14 protein-coding genes and 1 pseudogene are annotated in these 16,899 nt (G+C 69.2%); 6 read left to right on the top strand and 9 right to left on the bottom strand.

Features of this window, described 5'->3' with window-relative positions:
• The 9 genes and pseudogenes from B0W88_RS10590 to B0W88_RS10550 all read right to left on the bottom strand — a co-directional run.
• Positions 1-303, bottom strand: a pseudogene (locus tag B0W88_RS10590) (energy transducer TonB); the annotation flags it as partial.
• Complete coding sequence (locus B0W88_RS10585; RefSeq protein WP_077034625.1) at positions 300-1,793, bottom strand: NAD-dependent succinate-semialdehyde dehydrogenase; 1,494 nt, start codon at positions 1,791-1,793, stop codon at positions 300-302. The gene B0W88_RS10585 and the pseudogene B0W88_RS10590, both read right to left, overlap by 4 nt.
• A gap of 26 nt (positions 1,794-1,819) precedes the next feature.
• Positions 1,820-2,893, bottom strand: coding sequence for a tartrate dehydrogenase (locus B0W88_RS10580; protein WP_077034624.1), 1,074 nt, complete (start codon positions 2,891-2,893; stop codon positions 1,820-1,822).
• A 15-nt stretch (positions 2,894-2,908) separates the two neighbouring features.
• Entirely contained in the window at positions 2,909-4,537 is a 1,629-nt protein-coding gene (locus B0W88_RS10575) for an ABC transporter ATP-binding protein (RefSeq protein WP_077034623.1), read from the bottom strand.
• Positions 4,537-5,397 carry an ABC transporter permease gene (locus tag B0W88_RS10570; protein WP_083748705.1) on the bottom strand — a complete coding sequence of 287 codons (861 nt, stop codon included), beginning with the start codon at positions 5,395-5,397 and terminating at the stop codon, positions 4,537-4,539. The genes B0W88_RS10575 and B0W88_RS10570 overlap by 1 nt, the downstream gene beginning before the upstream one ends.
• Positions 5,398-5,417: 20 nt before the next feature.
• Positions 5,418-6,374, bottom strand: a complete 957-nt coding sequence (locus B0W88_RS10565; protein WP_077034622.1) for an ABC transporter permease — start codon at positions 6,372-6,374, stop codon at positions 5,418-5,420.
• Positions 6,375-6,394: 20 nt separating this feature from the next.
• Positions 6,395-8,014, bottom strand: a complete 1,620-nt coding sequence (locus B0W88_RS10560) for an ABC transporter substrate-binding protein (protein ID WP_077034621.1) — start codon at positions 8,012-8,014, stop codon at positions 6,395-6,397.
• A gap of 60 nt (positions 8,015-8,074) precedes the next feature.
• Complete coding sequence (locus B0W88_RS10555; RefSeq protein ID WP_077034620.1) at positions 8,075-9,364, bottom strand: FAD-binding oxidoreductase; 1,290 nt, start codon at positions 9,362-9,364, stop codon at positions 8,075-8,077.
• Positions 9,365-9,384: 20 nt separating this feature from the next.
• Positions 9,385-10,050 (bottom strand): haloacid dehalogenase type II, encoded by a 666-nt coding sequence (locus B0W88_RS10550; protein ID WP_077034619.1) that lies wholly within the window; start codon positions 10,048-10,050, stop codon positions 9,385-9,387.
• Positions 10,051-10,071: 21 nt separating this feature from the next.
• Between B0W88_RS10550 and B0W88_RS35100 the strand changes: the two genes are divergently transcribed.
• From B0W88_RS35100 to B0W88_RS10525, 6 genes are all read left to right on the top strand, one after another.
• The gene (locus tag B0W88_RS35100; protein WP_255378651.1) at positions 10,072-10,200 is read left to right on the top strand and encodes a hypothetical protein; all 129 of its coding nucleotides are present in this window, start codon (positions 10,072-10,074) and stop codon (positions 10,198-10,200) included.
• Positions 10,201-10,550: 350 nt separating this feature from the next.
• Positions 10,551-11,369 carry a GNAT family N-acetyltransferase gene (locus tag B0W88_RS10545; protein WP_083748704.1) on the top strand — a complete coding sequence of 273 codons (819 nt, stop codon included), beginning with the start codon at positions 10,551-10,553 and terminating at the stop codon, positions 11,367-11,369.
• A gap of 1 nt (position 11,370) precedes the next feature.
• The gene (locus B0W88_RS10540; RefSeq protein ID WP_077034617.1) at positions 11,371-12,297 is read left to right on the top strand and encodes a glyoxylate/hydroxypyruvate reductase A; all 927 of its coding nucleotides are present in this window, start codon (positions 11,371-11,373) and stop codon (positions 12,295-12,297) included.
• Between the two features lie 133 nt (positions 12,298-12,430).
• Entirely contained in the window at positions 12,431-13,828 is a 1,398-nt protein-coding gene (locus tag B0W88_RS10535) for an aspartate aminotransferase family protein (protein WP_077034616.1), read from the top strand.
• 71 nt (positions 13,829-13,899) lie between these two features.
• Complete coding sequence (locus B0W88_RS10530) at positions 13,900-14,391, top strand: Lrp/AsnC family transcriptional regulator (RefSeq protein ID WP_077034615.1); 492 nt, start codon at positions 13,900-13,902, stop codon at positions 14,389-14,391.
• A 321-nt stretch (positions 14,392-14,712) separates the two neighbouring features.
• Positions 14,713-16,899, top strand: a complete 2,187-nt coding sequence (locus tag B0W88_RS10525; protein ID WP_077034614.1) for a TonB-dependent siderophore receptor — start codon at positions 14,713-14,715, stop codon at positions 16,897-16,899.

Genomic DNA, 16,899 nt, shown 5'->3' with positions numbered 1-16,899 from the left:
CTGCGTGGTCGGGGCCTGGATCGCAACCGGCGGCGGCGGTGCGGTGACGACGAACTCCGGCGGCGGCACGTACGGCGGCGGCGGGGCCTTGATGTCGGGTGGCGGCGGCACGACCTTCTCGGGCGGTGGCGGCGGCTTGACCTTCTCCTCGATCACGCGGGTCTCGATCGGGCCGACGACCTTTTCCATCGCCTTGCGGGCCAGGCCGCTGGCGAGGCCCCAGATGATGATGACGTGGATCGCCACCACCACGCCGAAACCGCTCAGCCGCGAGGACCCGGGCTTGCCCTGCGCGAAATTCATGCTGCGGCGCCCAGGTTCAGGCCCTGGCAAAGGTACTTGGTCTGCATGTAGTCGTCGAGCCCGTAGCGCGAACCTTCGCGGCCGTAGCCCGATTCCTTGATGCCACCGAAGGGCGCGGCCTCTGCCGCCAGCGCGCCTTCGTTGATGCCGACGATGCCGGTCTCCAGCGCATCGCTGACGCGCCAGACGCGGGCGATGTCGCGCGAATAGAAGTAGGCGGCCAGTCCGAACGGCGTGTCGTTGGCGGCGGCGATCACCTCGGCCTCGCTGTCGAAGCGGGTGATCGGCACGACCGGGCCGAAGGTCTCCTCGAGGGAGCAGGCCATCGAGGCGTCGGCGCCGGTCAGCACCGTCGGCGCGTAGTAGTTCGGCCCGTCGCAGCTGTCGGACCGCAGCCGCCGGCCGCCGACCACGATGGAGGCCCCGCGGGACACCGCATCGGCGACATGCCGTTCGATCTTGTCGACCGCGCGGCCGTTGATCATCGGGCCGATCTGCGAGCCCGGCGCGCTGGCCGGGCCGACCACCAGCGCCGCCACGCGGAGCGCCAGCTTCTCGACGAACAGGTCATGCACGCCGCGCTGCACGAAGACGCGGTTGGGGCAGACGCAGGTCTGCCCGCCGTTGCGGAACTTCGCCGCCATCAGTCCCTCGACCGCGGCATCGATGTCGGCATCGTCGAAGACGATGAAGGGCGCGTTGCCGCCGAGTTCCAGCGAGAGCTTCTTCAGCGTGCCGGCCGACTCGCGCGCGAGGTGCTTGCCGACCGGCGTGGAGCCGGTGAAGGTGATCTTGCGCACGCGGCCGTCGGCCAACCAGACATCGACCACCTCGGCGGCCCGCTCGCGCGAGGCCACGACCATGTTCAGCACGCCCGCCGGCAGGCCCGCCTCCTCGGCCAGCCGGGTCAGGGCCAGGGAAGTCAGCGGCGTGTCCTCGGCCGGCTTGGCGACGACGGTGCAGCCGGCGGCCAGCGCCGGCGCGATCTTGCGGGCAATCATGGCCGCCGGGAAGTTCCAGGGCGTGATCGCGGCGACCACGCCGACCGGCTCCTTGACCACCAGCATCTTGCGCCCGCGCACCGGCTCGGGAATCACGTCCCCGTAGGCGCGGGTGGCCTCCTCGGCGAACCATTCGACGTAGCTGGCCGCATAGAGCACCTCGCCGCGACCTTCCGCCAGCGGCTTGCCCTGCTCGCGGGAGATCAGGCGGCCCAGGTCTTCCTGGTGGGCCAGGATGAGGGCGTGCCAGCGCTTGAGCAGCTGGGCGCGCTGCTTGGCCGGGGTGGCGCGCCAGGCCGGCAGCGCCGCCTGCGCGGCATCGACGGCGGCCCGCGCATCGGCGGCGCCGCTGTCGGGCACCTCGGCGAAGACCGCGTCGGAGGCGGGATCGCTGACCGGCAGCCGGCGGCCATCAGCGGCGTCGCTCCAGCGGGCGTTGATGAAGTTCTGCGTGCGCTGCAGGTCGGCGCGGGTCAGGCTCAGCGGCATGGTGGGTCTCTGTCGAGGGGGTCAGGTCATGCGCCGGCGACCAGCGCGGCGATCGCCTCGCCGAGCTCGGTGGTCGAGGCGGTGCCGCCGAGGTCGCCGGTGCGCGGGCCCTCGCGCAGCACGGTCTCGATGGCCGAGAGGATGGCGTCGTGCGCCTCGCGCTCGCCCAGGAAGTCCAGCATCAGCGCGGCGGACCAGATCATCGCCACCGGGTTGGCGATGTTGCGGCCGTAGATGTCCGGCGCCGAGCCGTGCACCGGCTCGAACAGCGAGGGGAAGCTGCGCTCGGGATTGAGGTTGGCCGACGGTGCCAGGCCGATCGTGCCGGTGGTGGCGGGCCCGAGGTCGGACAGGATGTCCCCGAACAGGTTGGTGGCCACGACCACGTCGAAGCGGTTCGGCTGCAGGACGAAGCGGGCACTGAGGATGTCGATGTGCTGCTTGTCGACCGCGACCTCCGGGTAGCCCTGGCCGACGGCGTCCGCCCGGCTGTCCCACCAGGGCATGCTGAGCGCGATGCCGTTGCTCTTGGTGGCGACGGTCAGGTGCTTGCGGGGCCGGCTCTGCGCGAGCTCGTAGGCGAACTTGAGCACCCGGTCGCTGCCGAAGCGGGAGAACACCGACTCCTGGATCACGATCTCGCGCTCGGTGCCGGGGTACATCGTGCCGCCGAGATTCGTGTACTCGCCCTCGGTGTTCTCGCGCACGACGAAGTAGTCGATGTCGCCCGGCTTGCGGCCGGCCAGCGGGCAAGGCACGCCATCGAACAGGCGCACCGGGCGCAGGTTGATGTACTGGTCGAACTCGCGGCGGAACTTCAGCAGTGAGCCCCACAGCGAGATGTGGTCGGGCACGGTCGCCGGCCAGCCGACCGCGCCGAACAGGATCGCGTCCTGGCCCTGCAGCTGCGCCTTCCAGTCGTCCGGCATCATCTGGCCGGCCGAGGCGTAGTAGTCGCAGCTGGCCCATTCGATCGGCGTCAGCTCGAGGTCGATGTCGAAGCGCCGGGCGGCGACCTTCAGCACGCGCAGCGCCTCGGGCATCACTTCCTTGCCGATGCCGTCGCCGGGAATCGTGGCGATCCTGTATGTCTTGCTCATGGTGGGTTCCTTCGGTCAGGCCGCAGTGGCCGTGGTCTGGTCGTCGAGCCAGCCCTGGCGCAGCTCGGGCACCGAGCGCGCCAGCAGCTCGTAGTAAGGGTGGTGCGGGCCGCGCTCGTAGTCGGCGCGGGCGACCTGGGCCAGCTTGCGGCCGTGCTGCATCACGACGATCTCGTCGCAGACGGAACGCACCGTGTGCAGGTCGTGGCTGATGAAGAGGTAGGACAGGCCCAGCTCGCGCCGCAGCTCCGCGATCAGGTCCAGCACGGCCGCGCCGACCACCGTGTCCAGCGCCGAGGTCACCTCGTCGCAGAGGATCAGCTCGGGCTCGGCCGCCAGCGCCCGCGCGAGGTTGACGCGCTGCTTCTGGCCGCCCGACAGGCCGCCCGGCAGGCGGCCGGCGACGCTGCGCGGCAGCTTGACCAGGTCGAGCAGCTCGCCGATCCGGCGCTGCAGTGCCGGGCCGCTCAGGCCGCGGTAGAACTGCAGCGGCCGCGCCAGGATGCGCTCGATCGTCTGCGAGGGATTCAGCGCCGTGTCCGCCATCTGGAAGACGATCTGCACGCGGCGCAGCTCGTCCTTGCTGCGGCCGGCCAGCGTGGTCGGCAGCGGCTTGCCGTCGAACAGCATCTGCCCCGCGCAGGGCGCGATCAGGCCGGCGATGGCGCGGGCCAGCGTGGTCTTGCCCGAGCCCGATTCGCCGATCACACCGATGGCCTGGCCGCGGTACAGCTTCAGGTTGATGTCCTCCAGGATCAGCACCGCCGGCCTGCCCTGCCGGTCGAGCGCGCCGTAGCCGGCCGACAGCGACTTCACCTCCAGCAGCGGGGCGGCGTCCGCGCGGGCCGAGGAACTGCAGCCGGCCTCGCGCTGCTTCGGCTGCGCGGCCGCCAACAGGCTCTGCGTGTAGTCGTGCACCGGCGCGGCGAGGATCTGCGCGGTGGCGCCGAGTTCGCGCATCGAGCCGTCGCGCAGCACCAGGATGTGGTCGGCCATCTGCGCCACCACGGCCAGGTCATGGCTGACGTAGACGGCGGTCGTGCCCCGCTCCCGCACGACGCGGCGGAAGGCGCGCAGCACCTCGATCTGCGTGGTCACGTCGAGCGCCGTCGTCGGCTCGTCGAGGATGACCAGATCGGGATCGGTGATCAGCGCCATCGCCGCCATCAGACGCTGCAGCTGGCCGCCGGAGACCTGGTGCGGATAGCGGGCACCGATGGTGTGTGGGTTCGGCAGCGCCAGCTCGGTGAACAGCGCGACGGCCTTGGCCTCGGCGGCGGCACGCTCCAGCGTACGGTGGATCATGGCCGGCTCGACGACCTGGTCCATGATCGTGCGCGAGGGGTTGAACGAGGCGGCCGCGCTCTGCGCGATGTAGGCGACGCGGCGGCCCCGCAGCGCGCGCTGCTGCGCCTCGCCGAGGCCCAGCACCTCGGTCTCGCCGATATGGATGGTGCCGCCGGCGATGCGGCAGCCGTGGCGGGCATAGCCCATCAGCGCCAGCGCGGTGGTCGTCTTGCCGGAGCCGGATTCGCCGATCAGCGCCAGCACCTCGCCCGGCGCGATCTCGAAGTTCAGCTCGTCGACGATCGTGTGCTCGCCGGCGACGATCTTCAGGCCCCGGACCTTGACATGCGCGCCCATCAGCGGAGGCCTCCGTCGCGGGCGGCGCGGCCCGGCAGGTTGTCGATCAGCAGGTTGACCGCGATGGTCAGGCTGGCGATGGCCAGCGCCGGCGTGACGATGGCCGCGCCGCCCATCGGCAGCGCGCCGATGTTCTCGCGCACCAGCGAGCCCCAGTCGGCATCCGGCGGCTGCACGCCAAGGCCGAGGAAGCTCAGCGAGGCCAGCAGCAGCACGACGTAGACGAAGCGCAGGCCCAGGTCGGCCAGCATCGGGTTGATGATGTTGGGCAGGATCTCGTTGAGCATGATGTAGAGCGTGCCCTCGCCGCGCGTGCGGGCCACGACGACGTAGTCCATCGCGTTGATGTTGACGGCCAGCGAGCGCGCGATGCGGAAGGCGCCGGGCACGTAGATCAGCGCCGCCGTCAGGATCAGCATCGGCAGCGAGGAGCCGAAGGCGGCGACCATGATCAGCGCCAGCATCTTGGAGGGGATCGAGGTCAGCGTGTCGATCGAGCGGCTCAGGCTCGCGTCCAGCCAGGGCGCGCTGGCGGCGGCCAGCAGGGCCAGCAGCGTGCCCGTGCCGCTGGCGATCAGCGTGGCCAGCAGCGCGATGCCGACCGTGTAGCGCGCGCCCTGGACGACCCGGGCCAGCATGTCACGGCCGAGGTAGTCGGTGCCGAACCAGTGCGCGGCGCTGGCGGGTGCGAACACGTCGGCATTGCCCATGTCCGCGCCGTCCTGCGACATCAGCATCGGGCCGAAGACGGCGGCCAGGATCCACAGGGCCAGGACCAGCAGGCCGAGCAGGCCGGGCCAGGACATCGCGGGCAGTCGGCGCCGCAGCCGCGGGACGACGGGGATGTTGGAAGGGGACATGGTGAACGAGCCTCGATCGATCAGCGGTGGCGCAGGCGCGGATTGGCGACGATGCTGCACAGGTCGGCCAGCGTGACCAGCAACAGGTAGACGGCGCAGAACAGCATCGCGCAGGTCTGTACCAGCGGCATGTCGCGCTGCGACACGCCATCGACCATCAGCGTGGCGATGCCGGGGTAGTTGAAGATCGTCTCGACGATGATGACGCCGCCGAGCAGGTAGGACAGCGACAGCGCCACCGCATTGGCGATCGGGCCGATCGCGTTGGGCAGCGCATGGGCCAGCACCATGCGGGTCGGCGAGGCACCCTTGAGCCGCACCATCTCGATGTACGGCGCCTTCAGCTGGTCGACGACGGCCGCACGGGTCATGCGCATCATCTGCGCGACGGTGACGCAGCACAGGCTCAGCACCGGCATCGCGAAGGCCCGCATCATCTGCCCGAGCGAATCGACGCTGCTGCTGTAGGACAGCGCGGGCAGCCAGTGCAGCTGCACCGCGAAGACCAGCACGGCCAGCGTCGCCACCAGGAACTCGGGCACCGAGACGATGGCCACGGCGCCGGAGCTGGCCATGCGGTCGAACCAGGAGCCCCGCCACATCGCCGAGGCGATGCCCAGGCCCAGCGCGAAGGGCACCGAGATGGCGGCCGTGATGCCGGCCAGCAGCAGCGAGTTCGGCAGGCGGCTGGCCAACATGTCGGCGACCGGCAGGCCGGTCACGGCCGACAGGCCGGGATTGCCGCTCACGAGGCCGCTCAGCCAGTGCCAGTAGCGCAGCGGCGCCGGCACGTTCAGGCCCATCTGCTCGCGCAGCGCGGCCAGCGACTCCCGGGTGGCCTCCTGGCCCAGCTGGGCCTCGGCCGCGTCGCCGGGCAACAGGGCCGTGATGGCGAAGACCACCATCGAGACGACCAGCAGCGACACCGCGGCGAGCAGCAGGCGGTTGACGATCAGGCGCAGGATCAGCAGGTTCATGGTGCGGCGCGTTCCTCGGCTCAGGCGTCCAGCCAGACGTGCTCGGCGAAGGAGTAGCCCATCAGGCCGCCCAGCGGGATCGGCGCCAGGCCCTTGAGCTTGCTGCTGTGGCCGTCGATGCTGGCCAGGAACAGCGGGATGCCGATGCCGGCGTCGTCGTGGATCATGGTCTGCATGTCCGCGTACATCTGCTTGCGCTTGGCCAGGTCGGTCTCGCCGCGGGCGGCCACCAGCAGCTGGTCGAACTTCGCATCCTTCCAGCGCGACTCGTTCCACGGCGCATCGGACTTGAAGAACAGCGTCAGCAGCGAGTCGGCGCTCGGCCGCGGGTTGACGTTGCCGAAGCCCACCGGGCTGTTGAGCCAGTGGTTGGACCAGTAGCCGTCGGCCGGCATGCGCTTGAGGTCGAGGTTGACGCCCAGGCGCTGCGCGCTCTGCTGCATCACCAGCGCGATCTCGATCGAGTAGGTGGCGGCCGGCGACACCACGACCGGGATCTTGGCGCCGCCCACATTGGCCTTCTTCAGGTGGAACTTCGCCTTCTCGGGATCGAAGGGCCGCTGCGGCAGGCCGGCGAAGTGGAAGCGGTTGGTCGGGTCGATCGGCTGGTCGTTGCCGATGACGGCATTGCCCAGTGCCACCGACTTGCGCATCTGCTCGCGGTCGAGCAGGTACTTCATGCCCAGCACGAAATCCGGGTTGGCGCCGGGCCCCAGGTCCTTGCGCATGATCAGGCTCGAGTACTGGCCGGACTGCGTGCTGAAGATCGCGTAGCCAGGCGTGCTCTTCACGCGCGCCACGGCGCGCGGGTTGATCGAGGCGGCCAGGTCGAGGTCGCCCGACAGCAGCGCGTTGACCCGCGCGCCGTCGTCGCCGATGCCGACGAACTCGATCTCGTCCAGATAGGGCTTGCCGGGCTTCCAGTAGGTCTCGTTGCGCACGGCGATCGAGCGGACGCCGGGCTTGAACTCCTTCAGCTTGAACGGGCCGGTGCCGATGCCGGCGTTGAAGTCGGTCGTGCCGTCCTTGACGATCAGGAAGTGGAAGGTGCCGAGGATCACCGGCAGGTCGGCATTCGGCGCGCTCAGCGTGATCGTCACCTCGCCGGGGCCGCTCACCTTCACCGAGTCGATCTGGTCGGCCAGGATCTTGGCCTTGGAGGCCGTGGCGGGATCCTTGTGACGCATGATCGAGAACACCACGTCGGCCGGGCTCAGCGCCTTGCCGTCATGGAAGCTGACGCCCTTGCGCAGCTTGAAGACCCAGACCTTCGCATCCTTGGTCGTGAACTCCTCGGCCAGGGCCGGCTGCGGCGCGAGGTTGCCGTCCAGCGTGGTGAGGCCGTTGTAGAGCATCGTGCCGCGCGAGTAGTCCGTCTGGTTGGACATCTTGGCGGGGTCGAGCGTGTCGGTGATGGCGGCCGTGCCGCCGGCCACGCGGATGCGCCCGCCGCGGCGCGGCGTCTGGGCATGGGCCGACAGCGCCGCGCCCGCCAGGCCGCCGGCCAGGGTCGCCTGCATGCCGCCTGCGAGCAGCATGCCCAGGATGTCGCGCCGGCTCGCGCCGCGGCGCAGGGCGTCCATCAGGCGCAGGCTGTCCTGCGGGCCGAGCAGCTCGTGCAGTGGCTTGTTCTCGTTCATCGTCTGTTCCTGCGTGCTGAAGTGGAGGCGGTTGAATGATGAAGACCGGACCGGCGCTGCTCAGGACAGCTGGTCCTTGAGCCGGTAGTAGAGGCCCACGGCCGGCAGGAACCACGGCGGGCCGAGGTGGCCGGGGATGGCCGGCCAGGGCCGGTCGCGCCAGGGGTTGGCCGCGGCGTTGCCAAGCATGGTCTCGGCCATGCGCTGGCCCATGTGCACCGACATCTGCGTGCCATGACCGCTGTAGCCCAGCGAGTAGTAGAGCCCGTCCCGCTCGCCCGCGTGGGGCAGGCGGTCCTGGCTCATGTCGACCAGGCCGCCCCAGCAGTAGTCGAGGCGCACGTCCTTGAGCTGCGGGAACATCTCGACCAGGCCGCGCTGCAGGATCTCCCCGCTCTTGCGGTCCGAGGTGGGGCTGGAGATGGCGAAGCGGGCGCGCCCGCCGAACACCAGCCTATGGTCCGGCGTCATGCGGAAGTAGTGGTGGATGTTGGCCACCGTCACATAGGTGCGGCGCCCGGCCAGCAGGGCCTGCGCGCGCTCGGCGCCGAGCGGCTCGGTCACCACGATGAAGCTGCCGATGCCGACGATGCGCCGGCGCAGCCAGCCGAAGGTGCCATAGCCACCATGCAGGCAGGCGCCGGTGGCCACCAGCACCTGCTGGGCCTCCACGACGCCGCGAGGCGTATGGACCCGGTGCGCGTGGCCCCGGCCCAGCCGCTCCAGCCGCTGCACCGGCGTGCCGAGGTGGATCTGCGCGCCGCGGCCCTGCGCGGCCGCGCCGAGGCCCGCGGCGAAGCGGCCCATGTGCATCTGCGCGCTGCGCTTCTGCAGCAGGCCGCCGACGAAGCGCTCGCTGGCGACCTCGTCGCGCACGCGGGTGGCGTCGAGCAGCTCGATGTCGGAGTCGACCTCGCGCCGCATGCGCTCATGCGCGCGGGCCAGCGCCTCGAAGTGCACGGGCTTGGTGGCCAGCTTGAGCTTGCCGTTGCGCTGGAAGTCGCAGTCGATCTGCTCTTCCTTCACCAGCCGGGCGACGCTGTCCACGGCCGCGTCGAACTCGTGGTACCAGGCCCGTGCCTGCTCGACGCCGTACTGCTCGGCGGCGACCGCATAGTCCACGGCCAGGCCGTTGTTGACATGGCCGCCGTTGCGGCCCGAGGCTTCCTTGGCGACCCGGTCGCAGGCTTCCAGCACGACCACCTTGGCGCCCCGCTGGGCCAGCGAGCGCGCGGCCGACAGGCCGGTGAAGCCGGCGCCGACGATCACGACATCGGCCCGCGCCGGCAGCTCCGCCGCAGCGGGCACGAAGGCCGGCGCCGAATCGGTCCAGTAGGAGTCGAGCTTCATCGCTGTTGCTGCTGCCGCGTTCAGAGGCCGACGACGCCGGGCAGGCCGCCGATGTCGGCGATCTCTACGTAGTTGTAGGCCGGGTTGCCCGGGCCATGGCCGCGGTTGACGAAGACCTTGTTCTTGATGCCGATGTCGTCGGCCGACATCAGGTCGTAGCGCAGGCTCGAGGACACGTGCAGCAGGTCCTCCGGATTCGCATTGAGCGAATCGAGCATGAACTCGAAGGCCTGCAGTCGCGGCTTGTAGGCCTGGGCCTGCTGGGCGGTGTAGACGCGATGGAAGGGCGCGCCGAGCAGGGCCACGTTCTTGTGGATCTGATCGTCGGAGGCGTTGGAGAGGATCACCAGCGGGATCTCCTTGGCGATCTTCGCCAGACCGGCGGGCACGTCGTCGTGCGGGGTCCAGGTGGGCACGGCGTCGTAGTAGCGCTGGGCCTCGTGGTCGTAGTACTGAATGCCCCAGGCCTTGCACAGGCGGCGGATCGAGTTCTTCAGCACGTCGACATAAGGCTTCCATGCGCCCAGCACTTCGTCGAAGCGGTAGGCGGTGAAGTCGGCGATGAACTGTTCCATCTCTTCCGGCTTGATGCGGTCGGAGAAGATGTCGCGCGTCAGCTCGGCCATGCGGAAACGGGTCAGCGTGCCGTAGCAGTCGAAGGTGATGAATTTGGGACGGAAAATCATTTCGTTGAATCCTCGGGTCTCATGAACAAACTGGCCTGCGTGCTGCTCGTCATCTGGATTTCATTGAAGCATGTGACACAAACAGAAATGCAGGGATTTGGGCGGCGGGCACGCACGAAACTGTGGTTTCAAACGCCTGCTGCGGCATAGCCTGCGGCATGCGCCAAGCCCGGGCCGCGGTGCACTCCAAAGCGGCGCCGAACGGGCATCCGGCACGCTTTTCGTGCACTGGGATCGGGCCCGGATCGACAGGGCAGATCCTAGAGAGGCTGGCGTCCGATGTGGCCCGCTTTGGCGGGCCTCGGAACGCAGAAAGTTGCAAGTACGGCGGCCGCCGCAGCCGAAGCTGCGGTATCGGCCCCGGCAGCAAGATCGTCCTAGCGTGCGGCAGCCAAGCTGGCGACCATCGGTCCAGAATTGCGTTCCCGGAGGCCCCCTTGAGTTACACCCACAACGCCGCAGGCAGCTCGTCTTCTCTCGACGGCATCGTCCTGCGCCCGATGCTTGCCGCCGACCTGGAGGCGGCGCACGGCCTGTCGACGGCCGTGCGCTGGCCGCATCGGCTGGCGGACTGGCAGTTCGCGTTCGAGTTCGGCTCCGGCGTCGTCGCGGAGCGCGATGGCGAACTGCTAGGCACCGCACTGAGCTGGCCCTGGGGCCCGGCGCATGCGACGCTGGGGCTGGTCATCGTCGACCCGCGCTGCCAGGGGCGGCGCATCGGCTACCGGCTGATGCAGGCCCTGCTCGAAGGCCTGGAGGGCCGCTCGGTGCTGCTGCATGCCACGGCCGAGGGCCGCGGCCTTTACGAGCGCCTGGGCTTCGTCCGCAGCGGCGAGGTGCGCCAGCACCAGGGCTTGGCCGGCTCCGCGCCGCTGGTCGCGCTGGGCGCCGGTTGGCGCCTGCGGCCGTCGACCAGCCATGATGCCTTCAAGCTGATACAGCTCGATGCGAAGGCGCGCGGCATGCCGCGCGAGGCGCTGATCACGGCCCTGCTCGCCCAGTCCGATACGGTGGTGCTCGACAAGGACGACCACGCCAAGGGCTTCGCCATGCTGCGCCGCTTCGGCCGGGGTCAGGTCATCGGCCCCGTCGTGGCGCCCGACGCCGAGGGCGCGAAGGCCCTGATCGCTCACCTCGTGGGCATGAATGCCGGCAAGTTCGTGCGCATCGACGTCGACTTCGACAGCGGCCTGACCGAGTGGCTCGAAACCCTGAACCTGCTGCGCGTGGACGGCCCGACCGAGATGATCCGCGGGCCGGTGCCGGAGGCCGTTGCCGGTGTCCGGCGCTTCGCGCTGGTCACGCAGGCGCTCGGCTGAAGTGAGCTTCGTCTACAAGTCCGACCCGGTGCGCGGCCGCATCTGGGCCGAGGTGTTCGCGCGAGAGGCGCCCGGGATCGACTTCCGCATCTGGCCCGATATCGGCGACCCGGGCGCGGTGCGCTTCCTGGCGGCCTGGGAGCCCCCGCAAGGCCTGGCCGATCGGCTGCCTCGCCTTGAGCTGTTGTTCTCGACCGGCGCCGGCGTCGACCAGTTCGACTTCGCTGCCCTGCCGCCCGATCTGCCGGTCGTGCGGATGATCGAACCGGGCATCGTCGCGGGCATGGTCGAGTACGTCTGCTGGGCCGTGCTGGGCCTGCATCGTGACATGCCGCGATACCAGGCCCAGCAGTGCGAGGCCCGCTGGCAGGCCCTGCCGGTGCAGCCCGCGACCCGCCGCAGCATCGGCGTGCTGGGCCTGGGCTCGCTCGGCCAGGCGGTGCTGAAGCAGTTGCGCGGCTTCGGCTTCGACTGCGCGGCCTGGAGCCGCTCGCGGCACCAGCTCGACGGAGTGCGCTGCCACGCCGGGCCCGAGGAACTGCCCGCCTTCCTGGCCGGCACGCAGATCCTCGTCTGCCTGCTGCCGCTGACCGAGGACACGCGCGGCTTCCTCGATGCTTCCCTGTTCGCGGCCTTGCCGCAGGGCGCGTGCCTCGTGCATGTCGGCCGCGGGCCGCAGCTGGTGCAGCACGATCTGCTGGCAGCGCTCGATGCGGGGCACATCGCCCATGCGGTGCTCGACGTCACCGAGCCCGAACCGTTGCCCGCAGAGCATCCCTTCTGGCGCCACCCGGCGATCAGCCTGACGCCGCACATCGCCAGCATGACCCAGCCGGAGACCGCCGCGCTGGCCGTGATCGAGAACCTGCGGCGCCACGCCACAGGCCAGCCCCTGCATGGCCTGGTCGACAGGCGCCTGGGCTACTGAGCCCGCAGAATCTTCTGCTGTCCGCGCGCAAAGAACAGCCGCGTGGCGTCCCCGGCGGCCCCGATTGCGGCACCACCCGCTTCGCCGCTGAACCTAAGCTTTGAGCCATGTCCACGACGACGTTCTGTCACCCATGCAGTCTCAAGCCCATCCCCATCTCGATGCCCTCATCGCCCTCGATCGCAGCCATCTGATCCACCCTGTCGCGCCCTGGCGCCAGCACGAGGCCCGCGGCGTCCGCATGCTCGAATCGGGCCAGGGTTCCTGGCTCACGGACTCGACCGGCCACCGGCTGCTGGATGCCTTCGCCGGGCTCTGGTGCGTCAATGTCGGCTATGGCCAGGACAGCGTCGTGCGGGCCGCCGCCGCGCAGATGAGCAAGCTGCCCTATGCCACCGGCTACTTCCATTTCGGCAGCGAACCGGCGATCCGGCTGGCGGCCCGGCTGGTCGAGCTGAGCCCGGCCTCGCTGACACGCGTCTACCTGACGCTGGGCGGCTCGGAGGCGATCGATGCCGCGGTGCGACTGATCGTCCAGTACTACAACAACACCGGCCGCCCGAGCAAGAAGCAGTTCATCTCGCTGGAGCGCGGCTACCACGGCTCGTCCTCGGTCGGTGCGGGGCTGACCGCCCTGCCGGCCTTCCACCGCGGCTTCGACATGCCGCTGCCGAGCCAGCACTACATCGCCTCGCCCTACCCCTACCGCAGCCCGGTCGGCCAGGACCCGCAGGCGATCATCGCGGCCTCGGTGGCGGCGCTGCGCGCCAAGGTCGCGGAACTGGGCGCCGAGAACGTGGCTGCGTTCTTCTGCGAACCCATCCAGGGTTCGGGCGGCGTGATCATCCCGCCCGCGGGTTGGCTGAAGGCCATGAGCGAGGCCGCCCGCGAGCTGGACATCCTCTTCGTCGTCGACGAGGTGATCACCGGCTTCGGCCGCACCGGGCCGATGTTCGCCTGCGCCGCCGAAGGGGTCGAGCCCGACCTGATGACGCTGGCCAAGGGCCTGACCGCCGGCTACGCGCCGATGGGCGCGACGCTGCTGTCCGAGAAGGTCTACGCGGGCATCGCCGACGGCGCGCCGGCCGGTGCGGTGATCGGCCACGGCGCCACCTATTCGGCCCATCCGGTCAGCGCCGCCGTGGCACTGGAAGTGCTGCGCCTGTACGAGGAGGGCGGCCTGCTGGCCAACGGGCAGGCGGTGGCCCCGCATTTCGCCGCCGTGCTGGACGGGCTGCTGGACCATCCGCTGGTCGGCGACTCGCGCCATCGCGGCCTGCTCGGCGCGCTGGAGCTGGTCAGCGACAAGGCGACGAAGCGCGGCTTCGATCCGGCGCTGGGCCTGTCGGATCGCCTCTTCCAGTCCGGCTACGACAACGGCCTGGTCTTCCGCTCCTTCGGCGACCACATCCTCGGCTTCGCGCCGGCCCTGTGCTTCACCGAGTCGGAGTTCGGCTTGATGGCCCAGCGCCTGAAGAAGACGCTGGACGAGGTGCTGGCCGCGCCGGACGTGCGCGCGGCTATGAAGTAGCCCCAATAGGCATAACGCGCAGGCTGGACGCAGAATCAAGCCACCCCTGACTTCACAAGCGACGCATCTTCGTGGGACCTCTCAAACTCGACCGCCTTGACCTGCGCATCCTGAGCCAGCTGCAGCGCAACGGTCGCATCACCAATGTCGACCTGGCCGATGCGGTCGGCCTGTCGCCGAGTCCCTGCCTGATCCGCGTCAAGCGCCTCGAGACCGCCGGCTACATCGCGGGCTATGGCGCGCAGCTGCGGCTGGAGAAGCTGGGCGACACGCTCACCGTCTTCACCGAGGTGACGCTGGCCGACCATCACCGAGAGGATTTCATCCGCTTCGAGTCGGCGATCCGCGATGTCGAGGAGATCCTCGAATGCCACCTGATCAGCGGCGGCTACGACTACATGCTGAAGTTCACGACGCGCGGCGTGAACCACTACCAGTCGGTGATCGAGAGCCTGCTGGAACGCAATATCGGCATCGAAAAGTACTTCAGCTACATCGTCATCAAGTCGGTGTTCATCAAGACCCACTACCCGATCGAAGGGCTGTTCCCGCCCACCACCTGAGCGGCCGGTAAGGCCGCTTCCACGACCCGACGCCGGCCTCAGAGCCGGCGTTTTTCATGGCCCATCGCGGTGCAGTCCGCGCACCAAAGCCGCTGGCCGCGCACCAGCTCGCCGTATTCAGCATGGCGTGCTGGCAAGGGTCCGGCAAATCAATCGAACATTGCGTGCACAGGCCCTCAAACGGCAGTGCTTGTGCGGCTCGAATTTTCATAATTCCTCCATGCCGCGCCGCCCTCAGCACAAGGTCCTGCAGCCCTTCCCAGGCCTGCGTCGCGAAGCAGCCGCCCATCCTTGACCACAACATTTCAGGAGTTCTTCGCGATGTCCAAACGACGCATTTCCCGTGCCGCGATCCCGGCGGCCGTATGTCTCGCCTGCTGTCCTGCCGTGTGGGCGCAGGATGCGGCGAAGGCGCCGGAGGACGCGGCCAGCGCCGCATCATCCTCGCAGCTCAGCACGGTGACGGTGCTGGGCACCAAGCAGCCCTATCGCAACCTCTCCGCCACCGGCGCGATGAAGACCGACACGCTGGTGCGCGACATGGCGCAGAGCGTACGCGTGCTCTCGGCCGACGTGCTGCAGGATGCCGGCGTGACCAAGCTGGCCGATGCGCTCGAACTGAGCAGCGGCATCGCCAAGCAGAGCAACTTCGGCGGCGTGTGGGACAGCTACGCGATGCGCGGCTTCACCGGCGACCCCAACTTCGGCTCCGACTACATGGTCAACGGCTTCAACTACAGCCGCGGCTACAACGGCGTGCGCGATTCGGCCAACACCGCGTCGGTGGAAATCCTGAAGGGCCCGGCCTCGGCGCTGTACGGCCGCGGCGAGCCCGGAGGCACCGTCAACATGACGACCAAGAAGCCGCTGTTCGTGCCCGAGTACACGCTGGGCCTGTCAGGCGGCAGCTACTCCACGTTCCGCGAGACGGCCGACCTGACCGGCCCCATCTCCGACAGCCTGGCCTACCGCCTCAACGCTGCCCACGAGAAGGGCGACAGCTACCGCGACCACGTCATGTCCGAGCGCACGCTGGTGTCGCCGTCCTTCCTGTGGATGCTGGGCGAGGACACGACCATCTCCTACGAGCTGGAGTACTCCAAGCAGGAGGCCACCTTCGACCGCGGCGTCGTCGCCATCAACGGCCAGCTCGGCGTCGTGCCGCGCTCGCGCTTCCTGGGCGAACCGGGCGACGGCCCGCACGTCACCAAGACCACCGGCAACCAGCTCTTCGTGCAGCACTACTTCAACGACGACTGGTCGATCCAGACCGGCGTCAGCTACCGCGAGAGCTCGATCAAGGGCATCTCGACCGAGGTCTCCGTGCTGGGCGACGGCTACACCTTCCTGCGAACCGACGGCCACACCCTGGTGCGCCAGCGCCGCTCGCGCGACAACTCGGCCCTCGACGTATCGGGCCGCTTCGAGCTGCTGGGCAAGGTGCGCGGCGCGGGCATGCAGCACAACCTGCTGTTCGGCGTGGACGGCTACAAGTTCACCGACAACCGCCTGCAGTTCCGCGTCCGGCGGCTGGCGAGCCAGGACATCGACCTCTACAACCCCGTCTACGGCAATCCGCCGCCCGCCTTCCCGGCCGCACCGCTGACCGCCACGCACGAGGAGCAGCGCTCCAAGTCGGTCTACGCGCAAGACCAGATCGACCTGGCCGCGCAGTGGAAGCTGCTGCTGGGTGTGCGCTATGACAAATACGACCAGTCGCTGCTGGATCACAACAGCGGCCTGACCGTGGCGCAGACGTTGAGCGCCACCTCGCCGCGTGCCGGCCTCGTCTACCAGCCGAGCAAGACGGTGGCGCTGTATGCCACTGCCTCCAAGAGCTTCCGCCCGAACAGCGGCGTCAGCTTCGAGAAGCAGCCCTTCCCGGCCGAGAAAGGCAAGTCCGCCGAGGTCGGCGCCAAGTACGACTCCGCCGACGGCAAGATCAGCAGCACGCTGGCGATCTACAAGATCTCCAAGAACAACGTGCTGACGCCCGACCCGCGGGATCCGAACAATGCGTCCATCCCCGCCGGCGAGGTGCAGAGCAAGGGCGTCGAGTTCGACCTGGGCGGCGAGATCGCGTCGGGCCTGCTGCTGTCTGCGGCCTATGCGTTCACCGACGCGAAGGTGACCCAGGACAACGCCGCGGCGACCGGCGTCAGCCTGGTCGGCCGCCAACTGCCCAACGTGCCACGCCATAGCGCCAACCTGCTGCTGGTGCAGTCCTTCAAACTCGCAGGCAACGCCGCAACGGCGGGCGTGGGCCTGAACTACGTCGGGGAACGCGAGGGCTCCGTGGCGCCGGTGGTGCAGGCCGACCTCTTCAAGCTGCCGGCCTACACGACGGTCAAGCTGATCGGCAGCTACGCCATTGGCAAGGCGTGGAAGTTCACGCTCGACGTCGACAACGTCTTCGACAAGACCTTCTACAGCAGTTCCTATGCCCAGTGGTGGGTCTTCCCCGGCAATGGCCGCAAGTTCACCTTGGCGGGCCAATACAAGTTCTGA

Origin of the sequence: Pelomonas sp. KK5 (genome assembly GCF_001984095.1) — a bacterium.
Classification (GTDB): Bacteria; Pseudomonadota; Gammaproteobacteria; order Burkholderiales; family Burkholderiaceae_C; genus KK5.
Note: the sequence above shows the minus strand (reverse complement) of the source record. Positions and strands in the feature narration are given on the sequence as shown.

Bases quoted from the DNA above. Each gene is read 5' to 3' on its own strand.
- B0W88_RS10575 (WP_077034623.1), bottom strand. From the start codon at position 4,537: ATGGGCGCGCATGTCAAGGTCCGGGGCCTGAAGATCGTCGCCGGCGAG.
- B0W88_RS10550 (WP_077034619.1), bottom strand. From the start codon at position 10,050: ATGATTTTCCGTCCCAAATTCATCACCTTCGACTGCTACGGCACGCTG.
- B0W88_RS10570 (WP_083748705.1), bottom strand. From the start codon at position 5,397: ATGTCCCCTTCCAACATCCCCGTCGTCCCGCGGCTGCGGCGCCGACTG.
- B0W88_RS35100 (WP_255378651.1), top strand. From the start codon at position 10,072: ATGAACAAACTGGCCTGCGTGCTGCTCGTCATCTGGATTTCATTGAAG.
- B0W88_RS10545 (WP_083748704.1), top strand. From the start codon at position 10,551: ATGCTTGCCGCCGACCTGGAGGCGGCGCACGGCCTGTCGACGGCCGTG.
- B0W88_RS10580 (WP_077034624.1), bottom strand. From the start codon at position 2,893: ATGAGCAAGACATACAGGATCGCCACGATTCCCGGCGACGGCATCGGC.
- B0W88_RS10535 (WP_077034616.1), top strand. From the start codon at position 12,431: ATGCAGTCTCAAGCCCATCCCCATCTCGATGCCCTCATCGCCCTCGAT.
- B0W88_RS10560 (WP_077034621.1), bottom strand. From the start codon at position 8,014: ATGAACGAGAACAAGCCACTGCACGAGCTGCTCGGCCCGCAGGACAGC.
- B0W88_RS10585 (WP_077034625.1), bottom strand. From the start codon at position 1,793: ATGCCGCTGAGCCTGACCCGCGCCGACCTGCAGCGCACGCAGAACTTC.
- B0W88_RS10525 (WP_077034614.1), top strand. From the start codon at position 14,713: ATGTCCAAACGACGCATTTCCCGTGCCGCGATCCCGGCGGCCGTATGT.
- B0W88_RS10565 (WP_077034622.1), bottom strand. From the start codon at position 6,374: ATGAACCTGCTGATCCTGCGCCTGATCGTCAACCGCCTGCTGCTCGCC.
- B0W88_RS10555 (WP_077034620.1), bottom strand. From the start codon at position 9,364: ATGAAGCTCGACTCCTACTGGACCGATTCGGCGCCGGCCTTCGTGCCC.